The sequence below is a fragment of the Bradyrhizobium sp. 23 genome, assembly GCF_023073295.1.
Lineage (GTDB): Bacteria > Pseudomonadota > Alphaproteobacteria > Rhizobiales > Xanthobacteraceae > Bradyrhizobium > Bradyrhizobium canariense_D.
This window is the reverse complement of sequence record NZ_JADPJF010000109.1, coordinates 93,135-115,105: the sequence shown is the minus strand read 5'-3', so window position 1 is coordinate 115,105 and position 21,971 is coordinate 93,135. Positions and strand designations below refer to the sequence as shown.

General features: G+C 57.9%; 16 protein-coding genes, 1 pseudogene and 1 riboswitch. Of the genes and pseudogenes, 6 read left to right on the top strand and 11 right to left on the bottom strand.

What is annotated here, in order from left to right; all coding sequences use genetic code 11:
* Nucleotides 1-62 precede the first annotated feature (62 nt).
* Nucleotides 63-704, top strand: coding sequence for a hypothetical protein (locus tag IVB32_RS28155; protein ID WP_247412012.1), 642 nt, complete (start codon nt 63-65; stop codon nt 702-704).
* Nucleotides 705-1,291: 587 nt separating this feature from the next.
* Here IVB32_RS28155 and IVB32_RS28150 read toward each other — a convergent pair.
* The gene (locus tag IVB32_RS28150) at nt 1,292-2,587 is read right to left on the bottom strand and encodes a zinc-dependent metalloprotease family protein (RefSeq protein WP_247412010.1); all 1,296 of its coding nucleotides are present in this window, start codon (nt 2,585-2,587) and stop codon (nt 1,292-1,294) included.
* A 463-nt stretch (nt 2,588-3,050) separates the two neighbouring features.
* Between IVB32_RS28150 and IVB32_RS28145 the strand changes: the two genes are divergently transcribed.
* Nucleotides 3,051-4,613 (top strand): hypothetical protein, encoded by a 1,563-nt coding sequence (locus IVB32_RS28145; RefSeq protein WP_247412009.1) that lies wholly within the window; start codon nt 3,051-3,053, stop codon nt 4,611-4,613.
* 5 nt (nt 4,614-4,618) lie between these two features.
* Complete coding sequence (locus IVB32_RS28140) at nt 4,619-5,095, top strand: hypothetical protein (RefSeq protein ID WP_247412008.1); 477 nt, start codon at nt 4,619-4,621, stop codon at nt 5,093-5,095.
* 942 nt (nt 5,096-6,037) lie between these two features.
* Here the strand turns inward: IVB32_RS28140 and IVB32_RS28135 are convergent.
* Both IVB32_RS28135 and metE read right to left on the bottom strand, forming a co-directional pair.
* Nucleotides 6,038-6,982: a tyrosine-type recombinase/integrase gene (locus IVB32_RS28135; protein ID WP_247412006.1), complete on the bottom strand. Its 945-nt coding sequence runs from the start codon at nt 6,980-6,982 to the stop codon at nt 6,038-6,040.
* Nucleotides 6,983-7,892: 910 nt separating this feature from the next.
* Nucleotides 7,893-10,208 carry a 5-methyltetrahydropteroyltriglutamate--homocysteine S-methyltransferase gene (gene metE, locus IVB32_RS28130; RefSeq protein ID WP_247412004.1) on the bottom strand — a complete coding sequence of 772 codons (2,316 nt, stop codon included), beginning with the start codon at nt 10,206-10,208 and terminating at the stop codon, nt 7,893-7,895.
* 99 nt (nt 10,209-10,307) lie between these two features.
* Nucleotides 10,308-10,507: riboswitch (cobalamin riboswitch) on the bottom strand.
* Nucleotides 10,508-10,878: 371 nt separating this feature from the next.
* Between metE and IVB32_RS28125 the strand changes: the two genes are divergently transcribed.
* A complete protein-coding gene (locus IVB32_RS28125) occupies nt 10,879-11,049 on the top strand; it encodes a hypothetical protein (RefSeq protein ID WP_247412002.1) in 171 nt (56 codons plus the stop codon).
* Between the two features lie 560 nt (nt 11,050-11,609).
* Here IVB32_RS28125 and IVB32_RS28120 read toward each other — a convergent pair.
* Nucleotides 11,610-11,813 carry a 4Fe-4S binding protein gene (locus IVB32_RS28120; protein ID WP_083926370.1) on the bottom strand — a complete coding sequence of 68 codons (204 nt, stop codon included), beginning with the start codon at nt 11,811-11,813 and terminating at the stop codon, nt 11,610-11,612.
* A gap of 619 nt (nt 11,814-12,432) precedes the next feature.
* The gene (locus IVB32_RS28115) at nt 12,433-13,647 is read right to left on the bottom strand and encodes an EAL domain-containing response regulator (protein WP_247391032.1); all 1,215 of its coding nucleotides are present in this window, start codon (nt 13,645-13,647) and stop codon (nt 12,433-12,435) included.
* Between the two features lie 600 nt (nt 13,648-14,247).
* On the opposite strand from IVB32_RS28115, the gene IVB32_RS28110 reads away from it, so the two are divergent.
* On the top strand, nt 14,248-14,763 hold the full coding sequence (locus IVB32_RS28110; RefSeq protein ID WP_247367138.1) for a GNAT family N-acetyltransferase: 516 nt from the start codon (nt 14,248-14,250) through the stop codon (nt 14,761-14,763).
* Nucleotides 14,764-15,341: 578 nt separating this feature from the next.
* Here the strand turns inward: IVB32_RS28110 and IVB32_RS28105 are convergent.
* The 6 genes and pseudogenes from IVB32_RS28105 to IVB32_RS28080 form a co-directional block, all read right to left on the bottom strand.
* Nucleotides 15,342-16,222 (bottom strand): annotated as a pseudogene (locus IVB32_RS28105) (SMP-30/gluconolactonase/LRE family protein); the annotation flags it as partial.
* Nucleotides 16,219-17,046, bottom strand: a complete 828-nt coding sequence (locus tag IVB32_RS28100; protein ID WP_247411999.1) for a citryl-CoA lyase — start codon at nt 17,044-17,046, stop codon at nt 16,219-16,221. The gene IVB32_RS28100 and the pseudogene IVB32_RS28105, both read right to left, overlap by 4 nt.
* A gap of 55 nt (nt 17,047-17,101) precedes the next feature.
* Nucleotides 17,102-18,367, bottom strand: coding sequence for a CoA transferase (locus IVB32_RS28095; RefSeq protein WP_018454575.1), 1,266 nt, complete (start codon nt 18,365-18,367; stop codon nt 17,102-17,104).
* Nucleotides 18,368-18,420: 53 nt separating this feature from the next.
* The gene (locus tag IVB32_RS28090) at nt 18,421-19,443 is read right to left on the bottom strand and encodes an ABC transporter substrate-binding protein (RefSeq protein WP_247411997.1); all 1,023 of its coding nucleotides are present in this window, start codon (nt 19,441-19,443) and stop codon (nt 18,421-18,423) included.
* 33 nt (nt 19,444-19,476) lie between these two features.
* A complete protein-coding gene (locus tag IVB32_RS28085) occupies nt 19,477-20,250 on the bottom strand; it encodes an ABC transporter permease (RefSeq protein ID WP_247299131.1) in 774 nt (257 codons plus the stop codon).
* Complete coding sequence (locus tag IVB32_RS28080) at nt 20,234-21,022, bottom strand: ABC transporter ATP-binding protein (RefSeq protein WP_247299133.1); 789 nt, start codon at nt 21,020-21,022, stop codon at nt 20,234-20,236. Before IVB32_RS28080 ends, IVB32_RS28085 begins: the two co-directional genes overlap by 17 nt.
* A gap of 107 nt (nt 21,023-21,129) precedes the next feature.
* On the opposite strand from IVB32_RS28080, the gene IVB32_RS28075 reads away from it, so the two are divergent.
* Nucleotides 21,130-21,876 (top strand): IclR family transcriptional regulator, encoded by a 747-nt coding sequence (locus tag IVB32_RS28075; protein WP_247411994.1) that lies wholly within the window; start codon nt 21,130-21,132, stop codon nt 21,874-21,876.
* Nucleotides 21,877-21,971: the final 95 nt, after the last annotated feature.

The window sequence follows — 21,971 nt, the reverse complement described above, 5'->3', positions numbered from 1 at the left end:
CGATGTCTGGCCTGGCGAGCGATTCTTGATCGGCTACCCGCGAATCCGCTCAAAAGCTTGCTGTGCTTTGGAATGGTCATCAGGAAAAGATCGTCTCCGGTGAAGTCGCCAAGATTGATGCTGGCGGCAACATCCATGTTCAGGAGAACATCGACAAGCATTTGCGGTCGGAGATTGAGACATTCTTGAACGCCGCAACTCGTTGCTTGAAGACGGGTATGCAGAATATTGCCCAAGAACTCGGCGTGAAAATTGGTTATCTCTTCCAGCAGAAAGACTCTTTCGAACGAGGTATCGCCGCTCTTCAGGCCACGGACCCTGATCTCGCGTCGTATCTGCAGCAGACGCGGGTTTGGTCAGAGCCGATGTTGAAGAGCCGGATTGATCTCGAGCACGGCACATGGGTTCTTCCTCGAACGGACTATACGGTGACAAACGGAGCGGTCGAGGCGAACGAGCCGACCGTGGCAGGGAAGCCCGTATCGGAGTTTGCGGACTTCACTTTTGATCGGCTTTGCTGCTTCGTTGAGGAGTTCTCATCACATTGTCTGCTTCGGAGGATGCCAGGCGGAGTAACACTTACCGAAATTCCGTTAGCTGAACGAGTTCCGGAGGTCCCGGAACGTTTTCGAATTACATTGGCAGATGGCGGGCAGCCTGCGTGGCGCATCGCCTTCCATCGGTCGCGTTTCGAAAACACCTGATCGTTGCCCACAATCCCTTGCTCTTAGGGGGCACAATCGATTTCTGCCTTGGCCCGCAACGTTCATGCCGAGCGAGCTGGACGGAGTCTGCATTCGAGCGCAAAGCGGAGGCGGCGGTCAGCCGGAGCGAAGTGGCCATCTGACGCCCTCGCCAGCGCAAATCTGGTCAACGAACGGTGGACTCCGTGTTCAGTAGCGACCGGGTCGCGAACTGCCCCGTTTAGATCAAATTCGATGAAGCGTTCAGCGATTGATTGAGGGCACGGGGGAAGCCAGCGAGCAGCCGCCACTAGGTCGTGGCGGTAAGGGGGGAACAGGAATTCGCCGCCACGAGGGTCACCCCTCACATTTGGGAGCCCTGCCGATTTTTTTTCCGGGATCATCAGCGAGAAGCCTGATCCAGGAGCTAAATCAGAACTGCTCACTCAAGCGCTCGGCTGCAAAAACGCACACCATCAAATGTAAACAGATAGATCAATCGACAGCTTCAGCCGATCGACTGAGGGTGGCCTTCCCGATCGCAACCGGCCGCGCTAGAGTCGATGCGGGCGCGAAATCGTACACTTCAAGAGGCTAATCTCCCGCCTTCAATGCAAGCTGGCTACGTACGGCGCCGTTTCATCGATTACCTTGGCGGCATTGCTCCGGTCTGGGGTTCCGAAATCAGGCGGGGCAGACCATTGCGGCTGCCGCACGCAACCTTCGGCGCAGTCATACGCCATAATATCTCGAACATGCTGTGTAGGTTTAAGGAAGCCGTGTCCATACGCAAACGGAACGCCCGCGCTGTCCTCCTCAGGGTTGTGCCTGGCGCCTTGAAGGTGACCGATCTCGTGCGGGAAAGAGAGGTTGGTCACTGCACAGTCGTAGTAAACGACCGCGTAGGCATTGGCGGGGTTGGCGTAGATCTGCGAAGCTAAACCACAGGCTTGGCTTTCATTTACAAGCACCACGACGACGTTTGCATTCGCTGAATGCCTCGCCTCCCGAAGCGACTGCATGGTTCTTAGCGCAGCGAGATCTTTGGAAAAATTCCCGCTCTCCACCAAGTTGACCTCGACCGTGCCAGCCAAAACTGCCTTCGCACGAATTTTGGAAGCCTGGTAAGATGAATTGGTGGCGTCAATCGCAAGGCCAATCAAACCCGCTGGTGAGTCGACAGCCGCTTTCACAGCTGGTGTGTAGCCAACCAGTACCCTTATGTCGTAGACCTTGCTGTCGTTAGGCTTCCGAAGTTGGCTATTTTGAACCACCCCTGCATCTGGCGGCAGGTCACCACGGTTGTCAGGCCGAGACGCTGGCGGGTGCTCAGGAGGGAATTTAGTTTGGTCTACTTTTATCAGTACGTGCGCTGATCCGCCCGCAATAGGCCGTATATCGTATACAGCGTCGCTGGCAAAGATGCTTCCAAAAACGCGGTTGCCTTCGACATGGAAAATTGACTTGCGGGGAGTGGGATTGTCGCTGCTTGGCGAAATGGAGCCAACCCGCGCAAAGTCCTGTGATGCAGCCGTAGTAGTACCTAATGCACTACTCTTGCTAAGCTCACCGTTGGGACCTGCGATGTATTTGTCACTAGATCCCGAAGACGCTGTCTGTAAGCCGCCCAAGCCAATGTCGGTTGCGCGAGAGCTGTCAAGGCGAACCGTAACCGTCGATGCAGACCGCAATGCTTCAACGTCCAACGAGATCACCTTCGCGTCGACGGTAGTCTTCAGGTTACGGATCTTCTGAAGGTCACGGCTCTGCTCGGGAGTGAGGTCGCCTTCGTTCAATTGCTTGAACAGCTCGGTATTAGCTCCTTGCGGCCGCGCATCTTGGGCTAATGTAGCGCTAGCTACCAAAGAAACGACAATTATCGAGACGCCCATTCTATAGAACATCGCTGCATTCCTCGTGAAACAATGTTGTCTGCTTTGAGCCTACGTGCTGTGCGCTATGCACGCCCTGTCGCCCGCTCAGAGACGACAAAATCATGTGCGTTTCGCCAAAAGACCTATCCTAATCTCGCTAGGCCGAGATTTTCAAGCAGGATCCCAAGCCGCCCGAGAAACGCGCCGGCAAGCTGCCGCCTCATTAGCGTTTTTAGATCGCGTTAGCTGTCCCTTCGTATGGCTGCCTAGCGGGGCAAAGAGCCCGCTATTAGAATGAAAGAGCACGTGCGTCAGGACTTGCCACAACCATTAAACGGTGTATCTTTATAGTTGTGTCCCACCCAAGTCGGGTCGGGAGCCGCTAAGTATTGATAGTACGGCAATCAACACCATTACTCCGTTTAATTGCGCAGCATGCGGACCATTTTTACTGCCCGAAAGTACACATTGTAAATTTCGTTGGAGATGTGCCATGCCACAACTTAATCGCAGAGAATTCGTTCTCACCAGCGCTGCAGCAGCAGCCGTATCGGGATTGCCGTGGTCACATGCGCACGCCGATGAGTTGCCGGCCGCACTCGCAGACTTTCAACAGAAGTACTACAACTTTCTTGGGAGCTTGGTCTCATCACCGAACATCAAAGACCCGCTGTTGGTGATGAATAATACGATCACTCCGCTTGATGCAGATCCAAAGACGCCCTACTACAATCAAGAATTGTTTAGGCTGTATGCCGACCAAACTTTCTCGAGTCCTACGACCTCTCTCATTGCACCGGGAGCAATGAACCAGTCTGGGCGCTTCTCGACAATTTACCGCGACACCGTTGGGATCGCAGCATCCCAGGTGGACCAGGACCACCCTGAAATTGCTCAGGTCGTTACAGATCTGCAAGGCAGATTGACTGATGCTCAAAAAGCTTTTCAGGAGAAGGACAAACAATTCAATGAACAGTGGGCGGATTTATCGCGATCAAGGGGGCTGCAGCCCGGGACACGCGAGTACACCCTGAACTATCTTAAATGGTTGGAAGACGTCCGTTATAATGATCAGATGGCCACTTATTCCACTGCTATCGACCGGCTAAACTCGCAAATAAGAACAGTCCGAAGGTCGAAATACACAGCGTCCCAGGTCGCGCTGCTCGACAATGTCGACGCTCTCGACTCGTCATTCGATATAGCGCGTCCCCGCTATGCACAGACGGAATTAGATCAACTCGAAGCCGGTCAGAGATTAACCGATTTAACGCTTGCCGATCCGCATCAAACCCCCGCCGCTTTGTTCGATCGGTCGCCGCTAATCCTGCCTATAGCGGATCTGAAGAAATTTCTAACTGGAACGGGAGGGCGCAGCTTCGACTCTACAACCCAATCTGCGGCGATTAGCTCGGGATCTTCCAGTTGGTCTGGTTCAGGCGGTGCAAGCTTCTTTGGATGGAGCGTAGGCGGGGGCGGCTCGGGTAGCTCTTCATATCGGAAAGACGTCGAGTCATCCAAGGCTCTGAAGCTGTCCTTCAAGAACGTCGACGAAATATATATCGACCGCGGTCAGTGGTTCAATCCCGGTGTCCTGCAAGACAAGAGCACTTTCGAATTAGTAAAGACACTAACCCAACTGCAATACTTGAAATATGTAGCGGTGTCTCTGTTCATCGCCCGCGGGACAACTCTCTCTTTAGAGCTTAAGAATAATGCAAGTTCAAGTGATTGGTCTACACAGTCATTCAGCGGTCATGGCGGCGGCTCATTCTTCGGGTTTTCCTTTGGAGGCGGAGGTGGGTCGTCCAGAACGAGCTCGAACTTCACGTCGGATGCGAATGGGACGACAATTACATTCGCGGACGGTGAGGATGTAATCCGGGTTCTCGGCGCACGTGTGGAACCCTTCCTCCAGATTCCTGCATCTAACGCGCTTGCCGCTTCTGACATCCCAGACTTGTCGGGAGCAGTCGCCGACATGAAGGCCGGCAAAATCACATATCTAGAGTATCAGAAGAGGCGGGCCGCTATCCCCTCTCGTACACTGCCGTAGCTAGAATGCTGCGGATTGCTATTTTCCTCATTTACCTGCTTAGCGCTTCAAACACCGCGAGCGCGAAGACAAGGCTTTATCCTATCTGCTTCTTTGGCAATGCGCGGCCGGATCAGACCGAGATCAATGATCATTATGTGCCGATGTTGATCTCTGCCTTGCGTGCAGCCGCTTATCTCGCGCCCAAGGCTAAGGTCGTTGCATCGCCCGATGGAAAGTGGCTTATCGCGGATACTTCAAGAAAGCAGAATGCGAGAATTGCTAGCATTTGGTCGAGGCTTGCTTGCATTGGGAATGCAACCAATAGTGACCGAATTCGGGTTGAGCAGGCCTGTTTCGATTACGTTCACAAGGTGGTCAGTCTCGGCCAATCTGAGCACGTTGATCAAAATGAGGTAGGCGGGACAAAAATATCGGCGGATGACTTGCTGAACAATTATTCCTTGTACTGCAAAACTGTAGGCACCAATTCGGACCCGTAAATGTGACTTGATCTTGTTTCGACTGGCACACTGAAACGACGGTCGCCGCTGCGTGCCTTTTGGCTTGACGCTGGATGCGCCGTTTCATGCGGTCCACCGATGACCCCTATAGAGAGTCTGTCACGGCATCACCCCGCAGCTGAACTCGACCCTCAGCGTGAAACAGATAGAGATCGCGAGCCCTGCGGATAGCGAAAGCACAACCTTGGTGTAGACGAGTTCGTTTCCATCGCAGAGACTGAGGACTTCGCTCGGGTCTTCAACCGCTATCCGGTGCGTTATCCTCGCCTTCAACAAGCACTCGGCAGAACTCTCGCGAACGCGCCCGTGCAGGCAATGGAGGCTTACATCGCGGCCCTTAACTTGTACGATGTGTCATTCGATGATCAAGGCAGAGACATTGCAGCCACCTGCCTGCGCACATTTCGAGATCAAGCAGCTCGAGACCAACGCCAGGCTATGTGGCGGCTGGCATATGACCGCTGGTCGGCGTGGGATTTTGCGAGATCCGAGACTGATACCCATCTCTTACACATACGCGCCTCGATACTCGATTACGCTATCGTCGGATACGCCATCGAATGCCTGGACACAAACGCCGCTGCAAGAGCCCGTTCCGACATTATCGCTAGATGTCTTAGGTTACATCAGATGTGGCATGTCTCAGCGAAGGCCATGACGACCGATTGGAACCGATGCCTATCATTGTTTCAGCCATTCGGGCATGCCGAACATGTTCTTTCAGCCGGAAACGAAGATTGGTTGTGCAAGACCAAGAACTATTTGCCGGGCGCAACGCAAACCGATTATTTCAAGGTGAAGTACCGCATGTCTTGATTGCCAGTAGATGCCCTTGCTGCGGCGTCAAATTCCGGTGAGAATCTGCAATTATGCCGCTTGGGAGGCCTCAGCTTATATCGCGGTCGAGCTCTGAGCGCATGCCTATATCACCTCGATGAAAGGAAACTTCGCCATAGCGTTCGCCTTCGCCTTGACGGTCACGTCTCCGTAGCCCTCCGAGACATTGCGCGGCGCATGCCCCTGAATGGCGTCAAGCACGCGCGTTTCGACGCCATGATCAATTCCGACGGTCTTGAAGCGATGCCGCCAGCCGTGGCTTGGATCAACGTTCTTATCCTTTACCACCTCTCGCACGAACGCATTGACCTTGTTACGCGCCGTCTTCACCGCATTGCGCACGCCCAGCTCGCTAGCTTTTGGATCGATGAACAGATAGCCACCCTCGGATTTCTCAAAGAATTCGAAAAAGCCTTCATCGATGATTTGCCGATGGAGCACGACATCACGCGCCTCGTCCGTCTTCACCGGGCCTGCTTCGGGCGTTACATGCAGCACCAAGAGCTTGCCTTCGCGCCGGATGTCCTCTTTGCGAATCTGGATCATTTCACCCCCGCGAGCACCCGTGAAGGCGCATAGCCACGGCACCCACCGCTTGGCCGCCCCCAGCTTCGAGGCTTCCCGGCCGGGCACGAACTCACGGGCGTGCTTCAGGATCGCGATGGCCTCCGAATCATAGAACCCCTTGGACCGGAGCTTGCGCGACTTGCCGACCTTGATGGTTATCCCTTCGGCCGGATTGCTGGGCAGCCGACGATTGACCACCGCCCATCCAAACACGGTCTTCATGCCCGCGAGGTCGCTATCCTTCACGGTCTTCGGGCTCACGCCGCTTTGCACGCGATAGTCCTTGAAGCGAACGATGGCCTGAGCGCCCTCGCTGGGCGTCACGAAAACGAAGCCATCCCCAAGCGGAATCGCCAGTTCGAAACCGACCGCTTTGCGCCGGACATCAGCCGGAATGCGCTGCACAAAAAGAGGAAAGCGAGACCCGTCCCGGCGCATCGGCCGAACAACCCTGAACAGCAATGTTACCTCCCATTGTTACACAGTCGGGGCCAACGCAACACTCTGATTGGGCTTATCTATCTGGATTTTGTTTGATATCCAGAACTGTATGGTGCCCAGGAAAGGACTCTGACCTCCAAGTCATCGACCGGACAGCACTCCGGTCGAATCGCGCCAGTCACGGCGGTCCGCGCCATACCTGGCGCACCAAAAAACAGCCCGGCCTCCGGAGGCCGGGCGAAAATCACGCAGGAATGACGCTGCTTTACGCATCGCACCAGCTTTCGTCGGTAGGGAGGACTTACCGGCGATCGATTTTCGGCGAGGGCATTCGCCGTCGAAACAAGGAGAAACGGATATCACTCCGCGCGAAATCTGGAGCCGTTTGCCTTCCGCTCCTGTCGGAAACTTCACGACTTGTCCACCACTCGCCCGCTGTCCGGTTGGGACGGCGGCAGTGCCTTGATCGAGCTGAGATCCTACGCGCAACCGGTTTGGCTGCCGTGCCCTGAAACACAAGCGGCAGTTTGCCGACGCGCAGCAGCATTTGGCACGTCCCCAAAAACCAACAACGCTCGATTACCTCTCCCGAAGGGCGTGCCAGGGCGTGAATTTCGTATGACGTTCCGTAAGGACCGTAAAATAGATTGTTGTGATGAGACGCATCCACGCGATGGATAAATGAAAAAGTAGGGCTGTGCTTCGCGTCGAGCGTTAATGACGTCGCAATAGGACCTGATCGGACCTCGCCGGCATGCTGTCGGTCGTCGGGTCGAGAATCGAGCTTGTCGCCGGCTGTATGCGACCGCCTCCGCCCGACGCCCGCCCGCATTCCGCGGCGCTGGGAACTTTGAAAGCTCCCAAGGGCATTGTAAGCCCCCAAAGCGCGTGCATCTTGTTCACAAACGCGTTGGCGAAACGCTCCGGCCCATCATGGCTCGGCCCGCAACTCGCGTGCGGCGGCCACCATATTGACGAGCGCGGGACGCACCTCCTCCCACCTTCGCGTTTTCAGTCCGCAGTCGGGATTGATCCAGAGCTGCCGATCGGAAACTCGCTGCCGCGCCAACACAATAAGCTGCTTGATTTCCGCCGCTGCGGGAATGCGCGGTGAATGAATGTCATAGACGCCGGGCCCGATCTCATTGGGATATTTGTAGCTCTTGAAAGCCTCGAGCAATTCCATCTTAGAACGCGACGTCTCGATTGAAATGACGTCGGCATCCATTGCTGCGATCGCATCGATGATTTCGTTGAACTCGGAATAACACATGTGAGTATGGATCTGAGTTCCGTCGGCGACCGGGGAGGAGCAAAGGCGGAAGCTGTCCACCGCCCAATCGAGATAGTTCTTCCACTGCGATTTGCGTAGCGGCAATCCCTCCCGCAACGCAGCCTCGTCGATCTGGATCATGGTCGCTCCAGCCGCCTCAAGGTCGATGACCTCATCTCGGATCGCGAGAGCGATCTGTCGGCATGTCTCGCGCCGCGAGATGTCGTCACGGACAAACGACCAGTTCAGGATCGTCACCGGTCCGGTCAGCATAGCCTTGACGGGTTTTTTGGTCAGAGACTGCGCATAGCGCCACCATTCGACGGTCATGGGCTTCGGCCGGGAGACATCTCCGAACAGGATAGGCGGACGAACGTACCGCGAGCCATAAGACTGAACCCAGCCATGCTTGGTGAAAGCGAAGCCCAACAGCTGCTCGGCAAAGTATTGAACCATGTCATTGCGCTCGAACTCACCGTGTACGAGCACGTCCAGGCCGATATCTTCCTGCCACTTCACGGTACGGGCTGTCTCCGCTTTCAGAAGCTGCTCGTACTGCGTGTCATTCAACGTTCCCCGCGCATGAGCCGCGCGCGCATTCCGGACATCGGCCGTTTGCGGGAAGGATCCGATGGTTGTCGTTGGAAACATCGGCAATGCGAACGCGACGCGCTGGACGTCGGCACGCTGGGTGAACGCACTGCGACGGCGAAGCATGCTATCGTCGATCGCGGCGATTCGTCCGGCGACATTCGCATTGTGGATCTCGGGCGATGTTTCGCGGGTGACGGCTGCCCCCTCCGAAAGCGCAAGTTCATCGGCCACCTCGGCAGCATGGCCGGCCAGCGCTTTGCCCAATATCGAAAGTTCCTTGATCTTCTGAACTGAGAACGCCAGCCATGTCTTCAGATTGGGATCGAGATCGGTCTCTAGCTCAATGTCGATCGGAACATGAAGCAGCGAGCAGGAAGGAGCAATCTGAACACGGTGCCTGCCCAATTTTTGGACCATAGGAGCAAGTTGGTCGAGCAGCGCCGGAAGATTGGAGCGCCACACGTTCCGACCATCAACGACGCCTAGTGAGACCACGAGATCTCTACGGGTTGTGGCGACAATTGCGTCCAACTGGTCAGGTGCCCGAACCAGATCCACATGAAGCCCGGCAACGGGCAAGGCCAAGGTTGTTTCAAGATTGTCGCCGATAGCCCCGAAATATGTGGCCAGCATTATTTTAAGGGCCGGCACAACCTTTGCGAAATGAGCATAGGCCCGGCGGACAGCCGCCCGCGATGCTTCGTCGACGTCCATCACCAGGCATGGCTCGTCCAGCTGAACCCATTCAGCACCGCGCGAGGATAGTTCGCGGAGAACATCGACATAGACTGGGAGGAGCCGATCGAGCAGCGACAGCGGATTGAATGCGGGATTTGCGCTTTTGCCGAGCTTCAGGAAAGTGACTGGGCCAACTAGGACGGGGCGCGTTTGGTAGCCGAGGCTTTTTGCCTCCTCATATTCCTCGATCGGCTTTCGAGAGGAATACTTAAAGATCTGATCCCGGTGAAATTCCGGCACCATGTAGTGGTAGTTGGTATCGAACCACTTCGTCATTTCCTGTGCGGCTACGCCAGGCCCGTGCTGAGCGTGACCACTGTCCTGAGCGCCACGCGCCATGGTGAAGTAGGTCTTGAGCGACACAGGACCTTCGGTCCAGCCATAGACGTCGGGAATGGCGCCGACCATTAGGCTGGTATCGAGCACATGGTCGTAAAACGAGAAGTCATTCGAAGGAATGACGGTCGCACCGCGGGATTTCTGCCGTGCCCAATTAGCGGCACGAAGTCCACTCCCCGCCTCGAGGAGCTCGGCTTCGCTGGAGTTTCCCGCCCAGTAGCTCTCGAGCGCGACTTTGAGTTCGCGTCGTGGGCCGATGCGTGACGTCCCCAGTGTGGCAACGGGAAGCGAAAGAAAAGACATAGCTCAGACCCCATGATTGGGGCAAAGGCCATGGCGGACGCATGCAGCGAATATCGCGTGAGCGACAGCTGCTTGGCGCACACCGGGACACCCCGCCCGTGGACGATATATTGTCGAGGCAGGTCTCCTGGCTCGCGGGTCGTCGCTGCTGTCCGGCCTTCCCGAAGCCGCATGGCTTCAGTGACTTCGTTGGACAGCGGCTCGCCGCTTACAGTTGCGGGGGCAGCGCCGGCATTGCACCGGCTTCCCTCTTAGCTCCGGATCAAACGAATCCGAAGACCACGACGACTGGCATTAGGCGCACGAGGATCGATCCGTCAACCTACTAAGTGTCGCCGCGATATTGCCCAAGCGATTGCGAGCTGTACCAGCTAGGGCACAACGGTCTTACTCCCGGCCTGGTAAAAACGCCTAGATCTGTGGAGCCTCCGCTTGTGAATGCGTCCGTCAACACCCGCTTGGCGTACTCGGATGAGCCAACGCGAGCAGAACGAACGCGGTGGGCGCTTCGACATCTGCGTGATCGCGACAATCCGGTCTTTTCCGTCAGCAGCTTCTCGAACTCGCCCGCGAGGACGTTTGCGATCATCCTCGGCCGGCATCCGCTTGATCACAGCGCCATGAGGCTTCTTAGGAATTGTCAAGGCCGGGTTGCTCCAGGATCAAACGGATGATCAGGCCGGACTGCCCGGACTGCCTGTGTTCGGCGGACCCCGCGACGAGCCGTGAGCTCGATCGCTCCGTGGCGTTGGTCAAGATGATCTCCTTCGGTGTGCCAAGCATTTACGTGCTGAGCGACTTTGGCCGCGCATTCGTTGTTTCCGTCGCCGCTGGCGAGTAGTGCAGCCTGGACGTTGGCCTGCGCGGCATCGCAGGAACAGTTCCGGACGTCAGGATGCGCGCTAACTTGCGAAACTGGAGTAAGCAGCGAGAGCGCGGGCGGCGGGGATCCTGTTACGACCCTAGCTCCATGCACTCGTGCATGGTGACCGTGGGCAAGCGGATGCCGAGCTTCTCGTACGTCTTCAGGATCTCCGGACCGATCTCGTCGCGCGTGGAGACCGTCTCTTCGGCTTCGAAGTGACCTAGCTTTAGATATCCTGCAAGCTGATCTTGGGATATTCGACGCCCGTCCACCTCGCCTCGGCTCGTCAGCCAACGACGATAAGCCTCAACGCGACGACCTGGAGCATCGAGGCGGCCTTGTCATTATTCGAAACAAATTTGACGGTCTCCTCTGACCGAGCCCTTCGAGCGTTTCTCGGAGTCGATCAGCGCCTTAAGCTCATAACGATGTTGATCGACCTCGATACGCCGCACGCGGACGGCGGCCTCCACAAGCTCGACATCTAGTCCTTCGTTCGCGAAATCGAGCGGTGAAGCCTTCTGGACGCGGGCTGGTTATGTTGTCTTAGACGGGACACAGGTGTCAGGCACCGGACAGACCACAGCGCATTGCGGCGTGTCGGAATGGCCCTCGCACTCCGTACACTTTTTTGCATCGATAACGTAAATGTCGCGCTTGAGGCTGATCGCCGCGTTGGGACACTCGAACTCACATGCCCCACAAACGGTACATTGCGAAGCGACGATCTTGTAAGCCATGCCTTCCGACTCCTTAGGCGAGCGATGCCATTGGCGATCCCTTTCAAATGCCGTGCCAAGGACAGGCGCGCTCAATGATGGGCAATTTGCCCAATGGTGCTGTGCGGGGTCTGAGACCATGTTGCATCTGCGACAGCATGGGCCGCTTCAATATCAAGCCGTGCGAGCCCTCGGGCCCCTACTCCGATAGCCAGTCGCGACTCGACTGCAGCGAGTTTCCGTCGGTTTGTCTGGCATGGCAGCGCGGGGCCAAGCGACGCTCGACGATTCCCGAAACCGGCAGCGCGAGTAAAAGCCGCGAGCCGACGCACGTCTACGCCGGATGTCGGCAAACCTCCGGTCACACGCCCTGACCGGAGATTTTGTCCAAGCCGCGCTCACGCCTGCAACGTTAACTCCGCGGATTGACTCGCTGGAGCCTTGCCAAAAGGGCTTTGTGCTACAATAACCTTCGGCATCGCTTCGGAGGGAAATGAAGTTCGGCCGGGAGGAGCGATACTGGGTTTGCAAAGTGACCGATTAAATTGCAGTCAGCCGCATGCCTGGTGCCGAGTAGGCATGCCGCGCGGGCCAGCGCTGGTACGCTTTGCCTGGCTGTGCTCAGTCACTCCTCATACAACTATTTTGGACGAAGTGGAACAGGGCTGAAAGATGAGTGTGCAAATTGCTTCAGCGGCATGGCCTTTCCGAACAGATGGCCCTGCGCAAGGTCGAAGCCGAGTTCGGTCACAGCGATCAGGTCGGCGTGGCTCTCCACGCCTGCGGCGACGGTGCGCACACTGTACTCTTTGGCTAGATCGACGATATGGCGGCACACCGTTCGCTTCAGGGGCCCATTTCCGCAACCGGCGACGTACTGCCGGTCCACTTTTAATTTCATGAACGGGAATTTTTCGAGCCCCATCAGCTGCGGCCAATTGGCGCCGATATTGTCGATTGCAAGGCCAATGTTGTGAAAGCGAACCTCACGCGCGACCTCGATCAGGAGATCTAGGTTCTGGATCGCTTCCTCGCTCTCGATTTCGATCGTCAAGCCGCCGAAAGCGGGGTGCGACGGCATGCGCTGACAGAGATCGCGTACCGCCTGCGGGTCAATCAGGAATGCTGCCGGGAGATTGATGGAGAGATCGGTCGAAGTTTGCTGCTCCAGAAGATACTTCCAATCCTTGATCGCGCGGTCGATCACGAACTGCGACAAGTCCCTAAAATGCGGATCGTGAGCCTCCGGGATGAAATACGCTGGTGGAACAACGCCCCAGGTCGGATGCCGCATTCGCACAAGCGCCTCGGCGCCGCGGCGGCTGAGGGTACACGGGTCAAAGTTCGGCTCATACCAGAGCTCAAGCCAGCCAGCGTGTAAGGCTTCTCCGACATGGACTGCGGGACGGGGCGCCGGCTCTCTGGGCAAGAGCATGGCGACCCGATCGCGCAGCGTCTCGGCTGCAAACGGCGTCCTCAGCGGCGGCAGCATATCAAGTCCATATTCGCCCCCGACCTGCTGCACTGCCGTCATGACGATCGACTCGCGGGCGCCGAACGCCAGCACTCTGCCTGCAAATTCTTCGCGTACGAGTATCTCGAGCAATCGTCCAGGCTCGATGCGATCCGAGCCAATGCCGAGCAGGATCAGATCAGGGAAGTCCGTGCAGAGTACGCGCGGCAGCTCGTCAGCAGTCCCGCATTCGCTGATCACAAACCCCATATCCTCTAGCACATCGCGTAGAAAGGCGCGCAGATGCCGCTTGCCCACGGCCACGCACGCTCGCGGCCGCACCTTACGCTGGCCGAAGATTACAGGTTTCCCTCCGACCAGTTCGGCCTGCCCATGCTCCATCGCAACCACTCCCCTTCCGTGAAGGTCCCTTAAACGAGGAGCGAAGGTCCAAACAAGCAGTGCTTGCCATTATCTTTCGATTCTTCGAGGTAAGCTTAAGATAGTGCATTAGCGTGCAAAATCTTTTCGCGATGTTGTTCAGACGATTTTGTCGGGCGCACGCGTATGATACCTGTCCCGGCTCGCGCAACTTTGTACGAGTGACGCACACGAGTGTGGGGAATCTCACCTTCGGACGCGCCGAGCTGATGCGCCCTATGCCACGGCAATGATCATGCTGCAAGATGTACTGAATCGACTCTCGTGAGTGATGATCAGCAATCTCTCCTACGAAATGTTTGATCGCCATGGCCGGCCTGCCCACGCGCGAATGTGCCGTCTCGTGGATTCCCTATCTAGTCGAAGGAGATCCAACTGAGTTCGCAGCGGGTCAAGCCGCGGTCGATTCTGAGAACGGCAACAGCTTGCACTTACCTCACCTCTGTTGGTTATAGCGAGTGCGGACGTCCTATTCCCTATCGAGCTTGATAGTTTCTCTCAGTTGCGTTCTCTGTATCCTTCTGAACATGGATATCCTCAAGAGGGACTGGAGGGACTAACGTGACGGGTGTTCGTGTTGGCGCTGAAGCGCAAGGCTTGCCCCACGGGGGCACGGCTTTGCGCAAAGGCGTGCCAGGAGATGAGAACGCGATCGTAGAAGCCGTCGGAAAGCTACTTTCTGAATTAGGTGGTCCCGGACCAGAGTTCAGCCTTGAAGGCGCAAAGCAGACTGCTTTGCGCCTGATTCAGGATCCCGAAGAGGGCTTTATTTTTGTCATCGAGGAACAAGCCACCGGGCAGATTGTAGGGATCGCTGCCATCTCCGCCGTACTGGCCGTGAGAGCAGCTGGAGCGTACGGCGTGCTTCAGGAGCTATGGATTTCTCGGGACTTCCGAAGCTCTGACCGCGGTGGGCATCTGCTCGAGGCGGTACGTTCGGAGGCGAAGCGCCGAGGCTGGCAGATGATTGAGGTTGCGTTGCCCCCTGATGGCTATCCGGCCTTAGAACGGGTACGCCGTTTCTACGAGGAGAGGGGATATCGGGTTGGAGGATTGCGCGCGCGCAAGAGGCTATGACAGTACTGCGACCTCTGCTCCACACTTAAAAGCGCTCCTGGTCCTGTCACTAAAGACTTTCAAGGCAGAAAATCCTGCTGCTTGTTGCTTCTCAAAACGAACGCTCCAACGCGTGCGTCGCGGCCGAGGACAATCGAGAACCTCGGCGCTGATGCGGTGCTTACTCCCACTGCGAGCGGGTTACCTCTTCGACTTTTTTGGCGGGTATCAACCATCAAATCGTTCTTCATGGTGCGGAGCGATACGATGGTCTTCTCAAGGCTCGTGGACCGCGAGCGGAAACCTGCCCGGCTAGAAGGCGCGGAGCCAGGTCGGCGGCGGCCCGTTGCGGGCGAAGCCCGACCCAGCCTTACAAACGATAGCCGAGTCGTTCTTTCGTGCTTCCCACACAATGCCGCCAGTTTGGGATCACCGCACACAAATGCGATCCATTCGTCGCCAAGTCCAATGCCTCGGCAACTGGCAAGCCAATCATCTATGGGGCTTCTTCCTGCAACTTGATTCGGTGGACCGTCGCGTAAAGGGATTCGGTACCACGCTGTCGCTCCTGCTGGCGAATGTTCAAGGAAGGTGACGAAATCAGCCATCAACACTGATTCGGTAGAGGATTCCGTAATGAGCAATGTGCCGTTTGCCGCCTCCAATACGAGGTTCGTGCAGGTCGCCCCAGCGCAGGACTTGATGCGGGCGATCGTTTCGCCGTTCGGCGCCATGACGAAGACGTGGCCGAGGGAGGCGAGCGCGACAAAGAGCCGCCCGTTTTGATCCATCGTCAGCCCGTCAGGACCGCTGGTCCCGAAGGACAAGCTGAACCGTCCCACCTTCGCAGCCCCGCCGTCACGCATCAGCGGCACGCGCCAGCTGCTGTTGTCGCGCGTCATTGCAACGAACAACAAGGCCTCGTCGGCGCTGAGCACCAGCCCGCTCGGGCTTGGCCAGTTCGAAATCAGGCAATCGAGCAGGCCGGCAGGACACAGTCGGACACCCAGCCGGTCGGATCGTGCACTCCAGTTCGCCCCTGATCGGTGAAATAGATGTCGCCGTTAGTCGCGGTATGCAGGTCGTTGCAGCCTCTGAAGGACTCGCAATTGCGGTTGCCCCAGAAGCGGGCTGATAGTATCCCGCTGCGGATCGAGCTCCATGAGGCCGTTCATGTAGTCGGCCACCAGCCCCCGGCCATCAGGTGCGATCTTCAGACCAATCGGCCAGCCGTCATATTCGATTATCAGAGACCAGATCCCGTCGCGCGAAATCTGGAAAATGCGGCCGAAGGGGATATCGACGACGTAGAGATCCCCGGACTTGTCGAACGACGGCCCCTCGATGAAACAATCCACCGATGGCCTCCGCGGTTGGCATCCGGCCCATTTCGAGGAAACACCACGGCGACGAAATTCCGCGGCATCGACGAGAACACGCGGGTCTCAGCCAGCTGAGGCGGCTTGTCGAGATACATCATGACGGGCCTCCCAGCGTGCGGCGCGGCTGTCCCTCATATTTGTAGCCAAACTGCTTGGGCATCGGTCCCTTGTTACGATCCTTGCGCCTGGTCTGTTCCCAGGCGTGGGCCAGGATTCCGACCGCTCGCGACAGGCAGAAGACGCCGCGCGCCAGCGGTGGCGCGAATCCGAGCTCGCCGTAAATGACCGCGGTCGCGCCATCAATGTTCATTGGGATGAGTTTGCCCTTGCGCTGCTGCATCACCCGCTCGATCGCGCGGGCGGCCTTGGCATAGTCGCCGCTGACACTGCCCTCAGCACTTGCGTCATCCACCAGCGCCAATAGCGGTGCGGCGCGGGGGTCGACCGAATGAAACCGGTGGCCGAAGCCGGGCAGATATTTGCCGCACCTTGCAGTGAAATGGTCAATTGCGGCGGCCGCGGCCTCGCCGATCTCTAGGCCATCGCGCCTCCGCAGCACATCTTCGTAGAGTTCGACCGCCTGCTCCCCTGCTCCGCCGTGCACCTCATCGAGTGTATTGATGGCGGACGCCATCGCACCATTCAGGGGCAGCCCACAGCTCACCGCCATCTGCGCAATTGCGATGGAGGGCGCGTGCGGACCGTGGTCAACGGACGCGACCAGCGCAGCTTGCAGCAGCCGCTCCTGCGCTGGCGTCGGCAGATCGCCGCTCAACATCAGCCAGATCATGGCGGGAAAGGAAATCCGGCCGATCAAATCTTCGATTGGATAACCCCGATAGGCGATGCGACCGGGCGCGATGTCGCAGATGGAGGTTCGCCACCAACGGGCCGCTTGCTGCCGCAATTCTTCTTCGCTCATTTGTGGTTCCGCCCCTTCAACCCTGCCATTGCCGATCGGCGCAAGCCGTCGAATATCATGATATTGGTCCGTCCGCGGCTACGCGGACGGGCAGGAAATCAGCCGCCCGTTGCTTTGGCGTCCCGACGGCCCGGGTTGAGACCAGCTGCTCGACCTCCGCATACGAATAGCCGAGCCGCTGCAGCCATCGCTCGGTGTCTGCGCCGAGCGTCGCAGGTGGCGAAGGCACCGAAAACTCCTCATCCAGCCGGAAGCCCGGCCGCATGATTCGTAACGGCTGCGCACCATCTTGTTCTGGGGCCAAAGTCTCGACGAATCCGCGCTCGAGGAGCTGTGGCTGCTGCAAGATTTGGGAGACCGTCAGCACGCAGCCTGCGGGGACTCCAGCCAGATTCATTTGGGCCTCCCATTCTTCAGCGGGCTTGCAACTCAACGCCTGGTTCAACTCCGTGTTCAGCGCTGCGCGATGGACCTTGCGCATCTCGCGCTCAGCAAAGCGTGGATCCGTCTTCAGGTTCGGTCGGCCAATCAGGTCGCATAGGGCTTGGTACTGCTTCTGCTCGTTGGCGGAAATGTTCAGCGGGCCTGTTGCGGTGCGGAACGTGCCGGAGGGAGCCGCGGTGAAGTTCTCGTTGCCGATGGGCTGCGGTTCCACACCAGCGTTCAGGTGGTTGGAGACGACCCATCCCATCGCTGCAACGGTGGCTTCGAGCAGGGACACGTCAATGAACCGACCGCGGCCGCTATGCCGCTGTTCGACCAGAGCCGCGGCGATGGCAAAGGCAGCAGTGAGTCCCGCAATCGTGTCCGAGATTGGAAAGCCGGTGCGCAGGGGAGCCGAGGCCGTATCGCCAGTGACGCTCATGGCACCAGACAGACCCTGAACGATCTGGTCATAGGCCGGACGGGCGGACCATGGCCCGCTCTGCCCAAAGCCGGAGATCGCGCAGTAGACGAGACGCGGGTTGTGCCTGCTGAGCACATTAAAGCCTAGGCTAAGCCGTTCCATCACCTTCGGCCGGAAGCTTTCGAGCACCACATCGGCTTCCTTGACGAGTCGCAAGAATACCTCGCGGCCCGATTCCGACTTCAAGTCCAGCGCCACGGATTGCTTGCCGGCGTTCACCGCGACAAAAGAGAGGCCCTGCAAGCGCTCTGCCCTTTGCGGATCGGCGCCGAGGCGCCGCGCGAGGTCGCCGCCGTTCGGATTTTCGACTTTGATGACCTCCGCGCCAAGACGCGCGAGATGATAACCGCAGAACGGACCGGCCAACACGTTCGACAGGTCCAGGACGCGGATGCCGGTGAGCGGCAGAGACATCTGAAGACGCCTTCCTTTAGGTGATCCGATGGTGAGAGCTTGCCGGCTGGCAGCTATTTCAGTTGTTGTGCGGCGCGTTCCGCAAAACGATTGGTGAAGGTTTTGTTCAAGTCGATCTTTGCGGCAGCAATTTTTGGATCAAAGTCGCTCAGGACGGCCAGCGGGACCTTGGCCGCCTCGATGTCCATCTGTCCGGTTGGCGAGAAGAGCGCTTTCGATGCGTTCATGATTTCGATATTCACCTCGCGATTGTCAGTCTTGTAACCAGGAGGAATCGTATCGACGAGCTGCTCCGTCGGCGTTGCGTTGATCCAACGGTGAGTTTTGAGCAAGGCGTTGACCAGGCGCTGGACCGTTTCGGGATTTTTGTCGATGAAAGTCTGCTGAAGGTAGAGACACGCGGTCGGATAGGACCCGCCGAAGGCCTGCTTTGAGCCTTCGATCGTGCGCGCATCGAACAGCGCTGTCGCGTTCTTTTTGCGCGCGAGAAGCGTCGCGATGGGATCGAAATAGACCAGGGCATCGACGTTCATGGCCTCAAGCGCCACCATGCCCGGTGCGCCGCTGCCGACGGCAATGATGTTGACATCGCGTGAACCCAATCCTGACTTCTTGATGTAGTAGCGCGCCATACTCTCCGTCGATGACCCCGGCGCCGTGATCCCGAGCCTGAGCCCCTTCAGGTCGGCGCCGGTTCTGACCTTGTCGGCGAGGTCGCTGCGGACACCGAGCAGGACGCCGGGAATGTCATTCAACAGGAACACGCAGGAAATTTGCTTACCCAGCACCTGCATCTGAATGGTATGATCGTAAAAGCCGATAGTCCCGTCGACAGAGCCGCCGATCAGGGCCTGCAGAGCCTTTGAGCCACCGGCCTGGAAGTTCTCGACGGTAACGTCAAGGCCTTCTTCCTTAAAGGAGCCAAGCTTCACTCCAAGTTCGACAGGCATATAGTTGAGGATTTTTGACCCCACCGCGATCTTCAATTTTGTTTTCTCGGGCGCGGTGGCATGCGCCAAAATGACCGAGAATGCGGCCAGCGCCACCACCGGCATCAATCTTATGGAAACGTGCATGCGAACCTCCATAATTGATGGGAGAGCGTACGATCAGCTTTCGTGCGCAGGCGCCGGCCGCCAGACCAGGAGCCGCTTTTCCGCGCAGTCGACGATGGCATCGAGGGCAACGACGAAGGCGGAGAGAACGATAATTCCTGCGAACACTCCGGTCGCATCGAGGACGCCTTCGGCCTGCGCAATTAAGTGCCCCAATCCTGCGGACGAGCCGAGATATTCCGCGACCACGGCTCCCATCACAGCCATGCCGACGGACACCCGCAGGCTCGACAAAATCCAGGTCGTGGCGGACGGCAGGTAGACGTGCCGTAGCAGGGACGACTTCGATGCACGCAGCAGGCGGGCATTCGCCAGCACGACCGGATTGACCTCGCGGACGCCCTGGAATGTATTGAAGAATGCGACGAATAGAACCAGCGTGACGCCGAGCGCAACCTTGGAGGTGAGGCCCAATCCGAACCAGATGACGAAAATGGGTCCAAGCAAGATCCGCGGGATGGCGTTGAACATCTTGATAAAGGGCTGAACGACTTCGGCAGCAAATGGGCTTAAGCCCAGCCAGATCCCAAGCGCTGTGCCGATCCCGATGCCAGCCAGGAACGACAGGACCGTCTCCAGCAATGTTATGCCAATATCGCCCCAAAAGTCCGCCGTCGACATCCACTCCCCGATCCTTACGACAAGTGTCGACGGTGCCGGAAAGAAGAAGGGATCGATCAGTCCGGCCCAGACGCCCAATTCCCAGATCAGGATCATGCCAAGCAGGATGGCGAACTGCGTGAGAGCGACCCTACCCCTGCGTGACATAGCTTTTCTCCACTTCGGCGCCGAGCAGCGACCAAATTTCACGATAGAGCGCGACGAATTCGTCGGTGGTCTGCAGCGCAGAAACATCGCGCGGACGAGGGAGCGTGATCCTGACGTCGGCAACCATGCGGCTGGCGGGACCGGCAGACATCACAACGACGCGGTCCGCCAGCGTGATCGCCTCATCGAGATCATGGGTGATGAAGATGAGCGAGCGCCGGTCCGCCTGCCAGAGGTCGAGCAGGATGCGGTGCATGAGTCGGCGTGTGTGAACGTCCAGCGCGGAGAACGGCTCATCCATGAGAACGATTTTGGGCTCCATGATGAGGGTTTGTGCCATCGCAACGCGCTTGCGTTGGCCGCCGGACAATTGATGCAGATAGCGCTCCTCGAATCCCTTCAATCCGACCTTGGCGAGCCAGGGCCGTGCCTGCTCGCGCGCTTTCGCGACCGACCTGCCCTGAAAGACGAGCCCGAGGCCGACATTGTCCTGGGCGGTCTTCCAGGGCAGCAGCCCTTCCTGTTGAAGCATGTAGCCGGACTGACCGTTCAGGCCCGTAAGAGACTTGCCGAAAATGCGAACGTCGCCGGCGGCGGGCTTCAGCAGTCCGGTGACAGTGTTGAGAATGGTCGATTTTCCGCAGCCGGTCGGCCCCACCACTGCAACGAATTCCGTCTCGGCCACCTGGAGGTTCATGCTTTTGACTGCCGTGAAGTCGCCGAAGCGAATCATGACGTCGTGCAAGTCCACGGCAAGTCCCGGCCGCCCCATTGTTTCGCTCCATAGAACTTGTTCTGAAACCTGGAACCGAGTAGCTCGCGTTCTCACGAGGAGTCAATTGTATTCTGGCGTGCAGGATTGTGCTCGCGCTAACTTGGGTGGACTCCTGGCGTCATTTTGACTATTGGTTCTGCAGAGCAGAACCAGAGGTAGCGATGGTAAGAACAGGGGTTGATGCGGTCGGGCGGGCACTGGCAATCCTTAAGGCATTCGACCCGGAGCGCGCCGCTATGACGCTGACGGAGATTGCGAATGCGACTGACCTCTACAAGAGCACAGTCCTTCGCCTTGCCGCATCTCTGGAGGCGGATGGCTTCCTGGTGCGGGGTACGAACCGGCTATTTCGACCCGGACCGGAGCTATGGCGCCTTGGGGCGCTCTATCAGCGCGGGCTCGACCTTGGTGACCTGATCAGACCCTCGCTCCATCGTCTGGTCGAGGCTACCGGAGAGACCGCATCCTTCTACATCGCGGAGGGCGACGAGCGCATCTGCCTTTATCGCGTCAATTCTCCGCGTTCGGTCCGGCATCACCTCGAAGAGGGTCACCGACTGCCGATTGACCGCGGCGCTGCCGGCCGTGTTCTTACCGCCTACCGCGATTCTGCATCAACTGATGGAAAGAAGGTCAGAGATCGTGGCTTCTACGTCTCGATCGGCGAGCGGGATCGTGAGGTCGCGGCCGCAGCTGTGCCTGTGATCGACGTTCATGGCCAATTGCGCGGCGCTCTCTCGGTCTCCGCCATTCGGAGTCGGTTTGATGCAGATGCTCGGAAGGCTGCGATTCTAGTTCTGAAGTCGGAGGCTAAAGCGCTGATCGGTCTGCTGCCCGCAAGCGAGCGCTGAACTACAATGGCAGCGTTCCGTTCATGACGCACAGCTCAGCGGGTGCCGCCAGGGCCTCTCCTAAGCGCAGCGTGCATTTTTCACATTATTGAGGA

Coding starts and splice junctions, on each gene's coding strand:
- IVB32_RS28150 (WP_247412010.1), bottom strand. CDS start 2,587: ATGTTCTATAGAATGGGCGTCTCGATAATTGTCGTTTCTTTGGTAGCT.
- IVB32_RS28145 (WP_247412009.1), top strand. CDS start 3,051: ATGCCACAACTTAATCGCAGAGAATTCGTTCTCACCAGCGCTGCAGCA.
- IVB32_RS28140 (WP_247412008.1), top strand. CDS start 4,619: ATGCTGCGGATTGCTATTTTCCTCATTTACCTGCTTAGCGCTTCAAAC.
- metE (WP_247412004.1), bottom strand. CDS start 10,208: ATGTCTTTTCTTTCGCTTCCCGTTGCCACACTGGGGACGTCACGCATC.
- IVB32_RS28125 (WP_247412002.1), top strand. CDS start 10,879: ATGATCAGGCCGGACTGCCCGGACTGCCTGTGTTCGGCGGACCCCGCG.
- IVB32_RS28120 (WP_083926370.1), bottom strand. CDS start 11,813: ATGGCTTACAAGATCGTCGCTTCGCAATGTACCGTTTGTGGGGCATGT.
- IVB32_RS28115 (WP_247391032.1), bottom strand. CDS start 13,647: ATGGAGCATGGGCAGGCCGAACTGGTCGGAGGGAAACCTGTAATCTTC.
- IVB32_RS28100 (WP_247411999.1), bottom strand. CDS start 17,046: ATGAGCGAAGAAGAATTGCGGCAGCAAGCGGCCCGTTGGTGGCGAACC.
- IVB32_RS28095 (WP_018454575.1), bottom strand. CDS start 18,367: ATGTCTCTGCCGCTCACCGGCATCCGCGTCCTGGACCTGTCGAACGTG.
- IVB32_RS28090 (WP_247411997.1), bottom strand. CDS start 19,443: ATGCACGTTTCCATAAGATTGATGCCGGTGGTGGCGCTGGCCGCATTC.
- IVB32_RS28085 (WP_247299131.1), bottom strand. CDS start 20,250: ATGTCACGCAGGGGTAGGGTCGCTCTCACGCAGTTCGCCATCCTGCTT.
- IVB32_RS28080 (WP_247299133.1), bottom strand. CDS start 21,022: ATGGGGCGGCCGGGACTTGCCGTGGACTTGCACGACGTCATGATTCGC.